This window comes from Oerskovia merdavium, assembly GCF_014836755.1.
GTDB classification, from domain to species: domain Bacteria; phylum Actinomycetota; class Actinomycetes; order Actinomycetales; family Cellulomonadaceae; genus Oerskovia; species Oerskovia merdavium.
Genome location: NZ_JACSQF010000012.1, coordinates 123744 through 134228, shown reverse-complemented (window position 1 = coordinate 134228; position 10485 = coordinate 123744). Strand labels below are relative to the sequence as shown.

At 71.4% G+C, this 10485-nt stretch carries 7 protein-coding genes; 5 read left to right on the top strand and 2 right to left on the bottom strand.

Annotated elements, in window-relative coordinates:
• The first annotated feature begins 149 nt into the window (after positions 1–149).
• Positions 150–1523: a cellulase family glycosylhydrolase gene (locus H9641_RS12815; RefSeq protein ID WP_191804350.1), complete on the top strand. Its 1374-nt coding sequence runs from the start codon at positions 150–152 to the stop codon at positions 1521–1523.
• Between the two features lie 116 nt (positions 1524–1639).
• On the opposite strand, the gene H9641_RS12810 is transcribed toward H9641_RS12815, so the two are convergent.
• Entirely contained in the window at positions 1640–3535 is a 1896-nt protein-coding gene (locus tag H9641_RS12810) for a glycosyl hydrolase 53 family protein (protein WP_191804348.1), read from the bottom strand.
• A gap of 114 nt (positions 3536–3649) precedes the next feature.
• On the bottom strand, positions 3650–5719 hold the full coding sequence (locus H9641_RS12805; RefSeq protein ID WP_191804346.1) for a beta-galactosidase: 2070 nt from the start codon (positions 5717–5719) through the stop codon (positions 3650–3652).
• Between the two features lie 201 nt (positions 5720–5920).
• On the opposite strand from H9641_RS12805, the gene H9641_RS12800 reads away from it, so the two are divergent.
• The 4 genes from H9641_RS12800 (at position 5921) to H9641_RS12785 (ending at position 10429) form a co-directional block, all read left to right on the top strand.
• Positions 5921–7231 carry an ABC transporter substrate-binding protein gene (locus H9641_RS12800; RefSeq protein WP_191804344.1) on the top strand — a complete coding sequence of 437 codons (1311 nt, stop codon included), beginning with the start codon at positions 5921–5923 and terminating at the stop codon, positions 7229–7231.
• Positions 7232–7395: 164 nt separating this feature from the next.
• The gene (locus H9641_RS12795; RefSeq protein ID WP_082609058.1) at positions 7396–8358 is read left to right on the top strand and encodes a carbohydrate ABC transporter permease; all 963 of its coding nucleotides are present in this window, start codon (positions 7396–7398) and stop codon (positions 8356–8358) included.
• Between the two features lie 2 nt (positions 8359–8360).
• The gene (locus H9641_RS12790; RefSeq protein WP_191804342.1) at positions 8361–9302 is read left to right on the top strand and encodes a carbohydrate ABC transporter permease; all 942 of its coding nucleotides are present in this window, start codon (positions 8361–8363) and stop codon (positions 9300–9302) included.
• 146 nt (positions 9303–9448) lie between these two features.
• Positions 9449–10429 carry a LacI family DNA-binding transcriptional regulator gene (locus H9641_RS12785; RefSeq protein ID WP_318244563.1) on the top strand — a complete coding sequence of 327 codons (981 nt, stop codon included), beginning with the start codon at positions 9449–9451 and terminating at the stop codon, positions 10427–10429.
• The last annotated feature ends 56 nt before the right edge of the window (positions 10430–10485 follow it).

Genomic DNA, 10485 nt, shown 5'->3' with positions numbered 1-10485 from the left:
TGCGAGACGGGAAGGGGTTGTGCCGGCTGTGAAGAATTCAATGCTCGGTTTCGAGAAAATGAAGCGCTTAAGGTTGCGCACCTGGACCGGTTGTCCGTAAGGTCGACGCGTCGCGAAGACGCGGCAGCCCCGAGAGAACGAGGAAGTTCATGAGAGCGCTTCGCAGGAGGTTCGTGGCCGCTGCGGCCGCAGCAGCGACAGTCCTGGTGACGGCCGTCAGCACGGTCCCGGTCGCGGTCGCGGCCACGGCGGAGGACGGTATCCACGTCGTCGACGGCCGGCTCGTCGAGGGCGACGGGAGCGACCTGGTGCTGCGCGGCATCAACCATGCGCACACCTGGTACCCGCAGCAGACCCAGGCCCTGGCCGGCATCAAGGCGACCGGAGCCAACTCGGCCCGTGTCGTCCTGTCGAGCGGAGACCGATGGACGCGGACGTCGCCGTCCGAGGTCGGCTCGATCGTCGACAGCTGCACCACGAACCGGCTCGTGTGCATGCTCGAGGTCCACGACACCACCGGCTACGGCGAGCCCCAGTACGCGCCGGGCTCGATCACCCTCGACCGTGCGGTCGACTACTGGGAGACGCTGTACCCGACGCTCGCGGGATCCGAGGACCGCGTCCTGGTCAACATCGGCAACGAGCCGTTCGGCAACGACGCGGCGACCAACGCCCGCTGGGCATCCGACACCTCGGCCGCGATCCAGCGGCTGCGCCAGATCGGCTACGAGAACACGATCGTCGTCGATGCTCCCAACTGGGGCCAGGACTGGCAGCACATCATGCGCGACCAGGCAGGGACGGTCTTCGCCGCAGACCCCGACCGCAACACCGTGTTCTCCGTCCACATGTACGGCGTCTACGGCCAGGCGTCGACCGTCACGAGCTATCTCGAGCACTTCGTGGCCGCGGGTCTGCCGATCGTCGTGGGGGAGTTCGGGGACACCCACTCGGACGGTGACGTCGCCGAGGCGGCCATCCTGTCCGAGACCCGCCGCCTCGGGCTGGGCTACCTCGGCTGGTCCTGGAGCGGCAACGGCGAGGGCGTCGAGTACCTCGACATCGTGCACGACTTCGACGCCTCGCGGCCCACGGCGTGGGGCCAGCGCTTGATCGACGGCCAGGATGGCATCCGCCAGACTTCTCAGGAGGCGAGCGTCTTCGGCGACGGGACGGATCCGACGGACCCGACCGATCCGACGGACCCGACCGATCCGACGGACGGGTCCTGCACGGCGACCCTCGTGGTCGAGCAGGCGTGGACCAGCGGCTACCAGGGTCAGGTCACGGTCCGCGTGGGTGACGAGGCGGTCACGTCGTGGCAGGCCTCCTGGGCCCTGCCGGCCGGGGGTGGCGTAAGCCAGGCGTGGCACGGCATCGTCTCGACGTCGGGCTCGACCGCGACCGTGACCAACGAGTCGTGGAACGGCAGCGTGGCCGCGGGCGGCACGGTGACGTTCGGCTTCACGGGGTCGGGCGCGGCTCCGACGGCGGCGCCCGCCGTGACCTGTTCGGCGAGCTGACACTCGGGCGGTGCGTCAGGGGGCGCATCGCCGTGGCCTGCCCGGCCACCTGCCCGACGGCGCCGCTCATCTCCGAGGTGAGCGGCGCCGTCGGGCGTGCGGTCAGGCGGGGAACGTCAGCCGACGCGCTCCCACGGGCCCCACGCGGAGCCGTCGGGCTGCTGGCTCCTGGTCCACCAGCGTGCCTCGTAGGTCGCGCCCTCGAACGTCGCGCGCTCGCCCGCGACGTAGACGCGCGTCGCGGCCCACGGGCTCGTGCCCGCCTCGTCTGCCGAGGAGGCCTCCTGCCACGGCCCGTACGTCGAGGCGCCCGGCTCCTGACCCGAGGTCCACCACGACGCGACGTACGCGGCGCCGTCGTGCAGGACGACGTCACCCGCCGTGTAGACGGCCGACGCGGTCCATGCCGACGTGGCCGCGTCCGGCGCGAGCTCGGCCGCGACGGGCGCCAGGAGGCGGCCGTCGAGGTCGAACATCGCCTGGTTCTCCCACGCGTTGCCCGACGACGCGTCGGCCGGGTCCCAGCCGTTGCCCTCGACCGACGTCCATGCCGGCTCCCAGTACACGACGCCCAGGCCGCGGCCGCCCGGGGCCGAGGCGACGACGTCCTGGACGGCGCGCAGCGCCGCGGCCTGTCCCGCCGGGGTCGCGGGGTAGCCGGGGACCAGGTCGTCCTCGGTCGCGATGACGTTCTCCCACGCGGGCGATCCGTCCTCGAGCGTGAACGGGTAGGCCGTCTCGACGACCATGACGTCACGGTCGTAGCGGTCGGACAGCGTCCCGACCGCGTTCTGCAGGTCGCCCAGGCTGCCGTGCCAGTAGCCGTAGTAGCTCAGACCGATCACGTCGAAGTCGACCCCGCGCGAGGTGACCTCGTCGAACCACCAGGTGAGGCCGCCGATCCCGTCGTTGATGTTCGTCAGGTGCAGGATCACCTGCGCCTCGGGGGTCACGTCGCGCACCGCCCGGGAGCCCGCGCTCAGGAAGGCCGCGAGCGAGTCCCACTGCGCGGTGTCGTACCCGTCGCCCGGGACCACGTCCCACGTCTGCCCGGAGGGCCACATCATGCCGGGGTTGATCTCGTTGCCGACCTGCACGTAGTCCGTGGTCACGCCCGCGTCCCGCAGCGCGACCAGGACGTCGTGCGTGTGGTCGTAGACGTCCTGCGCCAGCTCGTCGGTCGTCCCGCCGACCCACGCGGACGGGGTGCCCTGCGCGCCCGGGTCGGTCCAGCGGTCCGAGTAGTGGAAGTCGATCATGACGTCCATGCCCGCAGCCTCGATGCGCCGGGCGCTCTCGACGACGTGCGTGATCTCGTTGTACCCGTCGGCCGGGTCGACCCACACCTTGAGGCGGCCCAGGTTCATGCCCGCGTCCGCGAGGATCTCGACCGGGTCGCCCGGCGTGCCGTCGGTGCTCGCGTAGGTCGCGCCGAAGGCCTCGTTCTTCGCGACGCCCGACAGGTCGCCGCCGCGCACGTCGCGCGTCACGCGCCCGCGCTCGAGCGTCACGTCGTCGACCGACGCCCACGCGCCTCCCGGGCCGTCGGTCACGACCGCGACCATGCAGTCGCCGCCCGTCACGTAGGCCGAGACCGACAGGCGGACCCACTGGTCGTCCTGCTCGGTGACCGGGGTCGTGGTCGCGTCGTCGACCCCGCAGCCCGTGAGCTCGAGCCGCGTCGCGTCGAGCGCGCCGCCCGACTTCACCCAGGCGCTCGCGGTCCACCAGCCCGTGGCGAGGCCCTCGACGGTCTGGGCCGTCGTGACGTCGTAGGCGTCACCGGCCCAGTGCGTCAACCGGCCCGACGACGAGCCGTGCCCCGCGTCCTCGACCTTCGCCCCGCCGTCGTGCCCCGAGGCGCTCGTGACCGTCCAGCCCGTGAGCCCGGCCTCGAAGCCGGGGTTCACCAGCGTGCCCGCCGCTGCGGGTGCGGCGACCGCAGGCGTGACGCCCGCGAGCGCGAGCGCGGTCACCAGGACCCCCAGGGTGCTCTTCCTCGTCGATCTCATCCGTCCTCCTTGACGTGGTGCCTTGATGGGGGGAGCAGGTGGTGCAAGACCCTGCGGGTGGTCGGGCGACCAGGGGCGTGGGCGCCGGACCACCCGCAGGAGAGCGGGTGCCGGTCAGGCCAGGGGAGCCCGCAGCACGCGCACGGCCCCCGGGGCCACGGGCGCGGCTCCCGGCGTGGCCTCGCCCGTCACGAGGTCCGTGGTCCCGTCGGTGAGCGAGGGGAGCTGGACCTCGTGCGCGGTGTGGTTGATCGCGACGACGTACTCGGCGTCCTCGCCGCGGCGGCACACCACCTCGAAGCCCTCGGGCAGGCCCGACGGCGTCAGGCCCGCGTCCGCGTAGACGGCGCCCAGGAGCGTGCCCAGCGCGGCGACGTCGAGGCGCGTCGAGACGTACCAGCCCGTCCCCTCGCCCAGCGTGTGCCGCGTGATCGCGGGGGCGCCCGGGGCCGGGCCGGCGACGTACGTGCCCACGACCTGCGCGCCCTCGAGCACGATGTCGTCGGCCCACACGTCGCCGGGGAGCGTGCCGGTCAACGCCGGTGCGACCTCGCCGCCGTCGAGCGCGACGCTCAGGGACTCGCCCTCCCGCAGGGGGAGGAACTCCTCGACCGTGAGCCCGAGCGCGCGGCGCAGCGGGGCCACGAAGCCGCCCGGGTGCACGGCGTCGTGCTCGTCGACCGCGGCCGAGAAGTACGAGACCAGGAGCGTGCCGCCGCCCTCGACGTAGCGCGTGAGGTTCTCGGCCGAGTCCTCGGTCAGCAGGTACGACGCGGGCGCGACGACCAGGCGGTACCCCGACAGGTCCTGCCCCGGGTGCGCGAAGTCCACCTGGACACCGTCGCGCCAGAACCGGTCGTAGAAGGCGTCGATGCGCTCACGGTGCTGCGCGTCCACGCTCGGGCGCCACTCGAGGTCCTGCGCCCAGAACGACTCGGGGTCCCACAGGATCGCGACGTCGGCGTGCACGCGCGACCCGCGCACCTCGCCGACCGCACCGAGCTCGGCACCCAGCGCGACGACCTCGCGCCAGACCCGGCTCCCCGTGCCCGCGTGCGGCAGCATCGCCGAGTGGAACTTCTCGGCGCCCGAGCGCGAGGCCCGCCACTGGAAGAACATGATCGCGTCGGCGCCGCGACCCAGGTGCGAGAACGCGTTGCGCGCCATCTCGCCCGGTCGCTTGGCGACGTTGCGCGGCTGCCAGTTCACGCCCGACGTCGAGTGCTCGAGCAGCATCCACGGCTTGCCGCCCGCGACCGAGCGCGTCAGGTCCGCGGCGAGCGCGAGCCCCACCTCGTTGCGCGGGTCGCTCGCCCGCAGGTAGTGGTCGTTCGAGACGATGTCGACCTCGCGCGCCCAGGCCCACAGGTCGGTCGACGGGCACTCGCCCGCCATGAAGTTGGTCGTCACGGGCACCGACGAGTGGGCGCGGATCGCGTCGCGCTCGGCGACGAAGCACGCCAGCAGGGCGTCGTTCGTGAAGCGCGCGAAGTCCAGGCGCTGCGCGGGGTTGACGACCGAGGCCGCGACGGCCGGCACGCCGACGTGCTCCCACTCGCCGTAGACCTGGCCCCAGAACCGGGTGCCCCACGCGGCGTTCAGGCCGTCGAGGTCGCCGTAGCGCTCGCGCAGCCACTCGCGGAAGGCGGCGGCGCTCGCGGGCGAGTAGTCGTCCGAGACGGGCGCGCCGTACTCGTTGTGCACGTGCCACAGGGCGAGCGCGGGGTGCGAGGCGTAGCGCTTCGCGAGCTCGGTCGTGATGCGGACGCACGCGCGGCGGTAGTCGGGCGAGCTGGGCGAGACCATGCCGCGCGAGCCGAACCCCAGGACCGTCCCGTCGCGGGTCACGACGCGCGACTCGGGGTAGGCGTGGAAGAACCACGCGGGCGGGGACGCGGTGGGCGTGCCGAGGTCGACGCGGATGCCGTGCGCGTGGAGCAGGTCGAACAGGCGGTCGAGCCAGGCGAGGTCGAACTCTCCTTCGCGCGGCTCCATGAGCGCCCAGCTGAACATCCCGATGCTCACGAGGTTCACCCCGGCCTCGCGCATCAGGGTGACGTCCTGCTCCCAGACCTCCTCCGGCCACTGCTCGGGGTTGTAGTCACCGCCGTAGCAGATCGCGTCGACGCCAGGCAGCCAGCCGTCGTAGACGGGGCCGACCGGGCGGGGCTTGGCGGAAGTCATGCGCTCTCCTCGAAACACGTCGCTGTGCACGATCACAGGTGTGATCGACCGTGCAACACCTAGGTAACAGCATGAAACATGATGTTGACAAGACCATGCAGGGCGTGAGTACTGTGACCGTGCACAGCCCCACACTGTCGTGAGTCGCCCTGGCCCAAGCCCTGGCGAGAAGCGCGATGGTTCCTTGACGAGGAGGACCTCATGCGCCTGTCCACAGGCACGAAGGCAGCGGCGATCATCGCCTCCGCCGCACTACTGATGACCGCTTGCAGCTCGGGTGGCGGGTCGGACGCTCCGGCCGCCGACGGGCCCGTCGAGCTGACCTTCTGGACCTGGGCGCCGAACGTCGACAAGGTCGTCGAGACCTGGAACGCCGCGAACCCGGACATCCATGTCACGGTCAACAAGCAGGACGGTGGCGACCCCGCCATCACCAAGCTGCTGACCGCGGTCAAGGCCGGCAGCGGTGCGCCGGACATCATGCAGACCGAGTACCAGAAGATCCCCACGCTGGTCTCCGCCGACGCGCTCGCCGACATCTCGGGCGAGGTCGCGGACCTGGCGGACCAGTTCCCCGAGGGCGTCTGGAACGACGTGACGCTCGGTTCCGACGCGGTCTACGCCGTGCCGCAGGACTCGGGCCCCATGCAGTTCTACTACCGCGCGGACATCTTCGAGCAGCTCGGTCTGACCGTCCCCACGACGTGGGACGAGTACGCCGCGACCGCCGCCGCCCTGCAGGCCGCCGACCCGACCAAGTACCTCGGCACGTTCTCCGCGACCGACGCGGGCTGGTTCACGGGCCTCTCGCAGCAGGCCGGCGCCTCGTGGTGGGGCATCGACGGCGACTCGTGGACCGTCGCGGTCGACGACGAGGCGACGCTCAAGGTCGCGGACTACTGGGGCGGTCTCGTCGAGTCCGGCGTGATCGACAACAAGCCCATGTACACCCCCGAGTGGAACGCCGCGCTCAACAACGGCACGCAGATCGGCTGGCTCTCGGCCATCTGGGCGCCGGGCGTCCTCGAGGGCAACGCCCCCGACACCGCGGGCCTGTGGAAGATGGCCCCCATGCCGCAGTGGGACGCCGCCAAGCCCGCGACGGGCAACTGGGGCGGTTCCGCGACGGCCGTGACGAGCCAGTCGAAGCACCCCGCCGAGGCCGCGCAGTTCATCGAGTGGCTCAACGCCTCGCAGGAGGGCGTCGACCTCCTCGTCGAGCAGACCGGGATCTACCCCGCGAACATCCCGGCGTCGGCCGAGGCGCTCTCCGAGCCGCCGACGTTCTTCGCGAACCAGCCCGACTTCTACGAGATCGCGGCCCAGACGGCCAAGACCGCGGGCAGCTTCACGTACGGCCCGAACGTCAACGTCACCTACTCGGCGTACAACGACGAGTTCGGCAAGGCCACCGAGGCGAAGTCGCAGGCCGCCTTCACGGCCGCGGTCGAGGCCATGCAGAAGGTCACGCTCGAGGACCTGAAGAGCTCCGGCTTCAACGTCAAGGAATAGGCCCGACGGCGGTCGCCCGGTTCGTCCGGGCGGCCGCCCGCCCGTCGCTCACCCGAGCGGCGACCCCCGCGGAGCCCGGCGACGGGCGCCCGCACCCCACCTGTTGCACCCGTGCTTCGGCACCCGCCTGCTCTCGACCGGCGGAGACCTCCTGAGGAGAGATCGTGACCACGACCACGCCAGTGCGGCCGAGCGCGCCGCCCGCGGCGCGACGCCGCCGACCGGGCGCGTCCCGGCGCCAGGCAGCCCCCTGGGGCTTCCTCGCCCCGGCGATCGTGCTGTTCGTCCTCTTCCTCGCGCTGCCCATCGCGTACGCGGTCTACCTGAGCTTCCGGACCGAGAAGGTCAGCGGGCTCGGGCTCGGGTCCGGCGCGCGGACCGAGGTGTGGAACGGGTTCGCGAACTACGCGGCGTCGCTCGCCGACCCCGAGTTCCTCGCGTCCGTGGGGCGCGTCGCGCTCTACGGCGTGATCGTCGTGCCGACCATGCTCGGGCTCGCACTGCTCTTCGCGCTGCTGCTCGACTCGCGCCGGTCGCGGGCCACCAAGTTCTCGAGGATCTCGATCTTCCTGCCCTACGCCGTGCCCGCGGTCATCTCGTCGCTCCTCTGGGGCTTCCTCTACCTCCCGGGCGTGAGCCCCTTCTACTACGTGTTCGACCGGCTCGGCTGGGACGTCCCGTCCCTGTTCTCCTCGGACCTCGTGATCTTCGCGGTCGCGAACATCGCGGTGTGGGGCGGCGTCGGCTTCAACATGGTCGTCATCTACACCTCGCTCCGGGCGATCCCGTCGGAGCTGTACGAGGCCGCCGAGCTCGACGGCTGCAACCAGATCGGGATGGCCTGGCGGATCAAGATCCCCATCGTCGTCCCGTCGATCATCATGACGTTCGTCTTCTCGATGATCGCGACCCTGCAGGTGTTCGCCGAGCCGACGACCCTCAAGCCCCTGAGCAACACGATCTCCAGCACGTGGACCCCGCTCATGAAGGTGTACCGCGACGCCTTCATCCGCGGTGACCTGTACTCGGCCGCCGCGACCTCGGTCATCATCGCCGTCGCGACGTTCGTCCTCTCGTTCGGGTTCCTGCGCCTGGTGCAGAGCCGTGCCTTCGGTCAGGAGAAGTGACCATGACTACCGACGCCGCAGAGACCGCCCTGGTCGCCGAGACCTTCGACTCGCGCCCCGGGGCGGTCGTCAAGAAGTCGCGCAAGGCCCCGCGGACGGGGCACCGCTCAGCGGGCGACCGCCCCAGCGGGGCGGCGACAGCGATCCTGCTCGTGGGGGCGCTGTACTGCCTGCTCCCCGTGCTGTGGGTCGTCGTGGCCTCGACCAAGTCGGGCAGCGAGCTGTTCTCGACGTTCACCTTCGCGCCCTCGTCGCACTTCCTGGACAACGTGTCGGACCTCAACGCCTACCGGGGCGGGCTGTTCTGGCGGTGGATGGCCAACACGGCCCTCTACGCGGGCATCGGCGGGCTGCTCTCGGTCGTCGTCTCCGCGATGGCGGGCTACGCGCTCGCGAAGTACCGCTTCCGCGGGAAGACGGCGGTCTTCAACATGCTGCTCGCCGGCGTGCTCGTGCCCGGTGTGGTGCTCGCGATCCCGCAGTACCTGCTCCTGGCCCAGGCCGGCCTGACGAACACGTACTGGGCCGTGCTCCTGCCGAGCATCATCAGCCCGTACGGGATCTACCTCGCACGCATCTACGCGGGGGCGTCGATCCCCGACGAGATCGTCGAGGCCGCGCGGACCGACGGCGCCGGTGAGCTCCGGACGTTCGCGCAGGTCGCGATGCCCATGATGGCGCCCGGCCTGGTGACGGTGTTCCTCTTCCAGTTCGTCGCGATCTGGAACAACTTCATGCTGCCGTACATCATGCTCGGCGACGACAAGCTCTTCCCGCTCACGGTGGGCCTGTCGGGTCTGCTGAACCAGGGTGCGTCGCAGCCCGCGCTGTACACGCTCGTGATCACGGGCGCGCTGCTGTCGATCGTCCCGCTCGTGGCCCTGTTCCTCCTGCTGCAGCGCTACTGGCAGGTCGACCTCGCCGCCGGCGCGGTCAAGGCCTGAGGATGTCCCTAGACTCACGTGTCGTGGAGCAGTCCGGGAACGACGTCGTACCCCAGCCCGTCGACGCCGTGCGCGAGGACGGCCCGCAGCCTGCACGCGAGAGGCGAGCGGCGCCGTCGGGCAACGGGGCGAAGCGTCGCCCCACGATCCGCGACGTCGCCGAGGTCGCGGGCGTCTCGCGCGGCACCGTGTCGCGCGTGATCAACGGCGGGCACTGGGTCTCTCCCGACGCGCTCGCGGCGGTCAACGAGGCGATCCGCACCACGGGGTACGCCGCGAACCAGCACGCGCGCAGCCTCGTGACGGGGCGGTCGAACTCGATCGCGTTCCTGCTCACCGAGCCGCAGCACCTGCTGTTCGAGGACCCCAACTTCTCGATCCTGCTGCGTGGCGCGGCCGAGGAGCTCGCGAAGCGCGAGATGCCGCTGCTGCTCATGGTCGCGGGAACTCCCGAGGAGCGTCGCCGCATCGGCGGGTACGTCGCGGCGGGGCACGTCGACGGCGTCCTGCTCATCAGCTCGCACCAGGGCAACCCGATGCTGGCCGAGCTGCTCAAGCAGAAGGTCCCGACGGTCGCCTGCGGTGTGCCGCTCGGGTACGAGGGGCGCGTCGGGTACGTGGCGGCGGACGACCGCGCCGGGGCGCGCACCATGACGCAGCACCTGATCGACTCGGGGCGCACTCGGATCGCGACGATCACCGGGCCGCTCGACACCCCCGGTGGGACGCTGCGGCTCGACGGGTACCGCGACGCGCTGGGCGACCGGTTCGACGAGTCGCTCGTCGCGCACGGCGACTACTCGCGCGAGCGGGGTCGGCTCGCGATGGCCGAGCTGCTCGAACGGCGCCCCGACCTCGACGCGGTCTTCGTGGCGTCCGACCTCATGGCTGCGGGGGCGCTCGTCGCGCTCCAGGCCTCGGGGCGGAGCGTCCCGGGGGACGTGGCCGTGGGCGGGTTCGACGACTCCGGGGTCGCGGCTTCGCTCCACCCGGCGCTGACGACCATGCGACAGCCGTTCGAGCGCATCAGCGCCGAGATGGTGCGGCTGCTGCTCGAGGTCGTCGAGGGCCAGGAGCCTGCGGCGATCACGCTGCCGACGTCGCTCGTGGTGCGGGACTCGGCCTAGGCGAGTTCCGAGGTCGGGGTGCCGGGTGATTTGTCCTTGTGTGTCCTGTCTGGCAG

Excerpts from the sequence above, each read along its gene's own strand:
- H9641_RS12800 (WP_191804344.1), top strand. The coding sequence starts at position 5,921 with ATGCGCCTGTCCACAGGCACGAAGGCAGCGGCGATCATCGCCTCCGCC.
- H9641_RS12805 (WP_191804346.1), bottom strand. The coding sequence starts at position 5,719 with ATGACTTCCGCCAAGCCCCGCCCGGTCGGCCCCGTCTACGACGGCTGG.
- H9641_RS12790 (WP_191804342.1), top strand. The coding sequence starts at position 8,361 with ATGACTACCGACGCCGCAGAGACCGCCCTGGTCGCCGAGACCTTCGAC.
- H9641_RS12810 (WP_191804348.1), bottom strand. The coding sequence starts at position 3,535 with ATGAGATCGACGAGGAAGAGCACCCTGGGGGTCCTGGTGACCGCGCTC.
- H9641_RS12815 (WP_191804350.1), top strand. The coding sequence starts at position 150 with ATGAGAGCGCTTCGCAGGAGGTTCGTGGCCGCTGCGGCCGCAGCAGCG.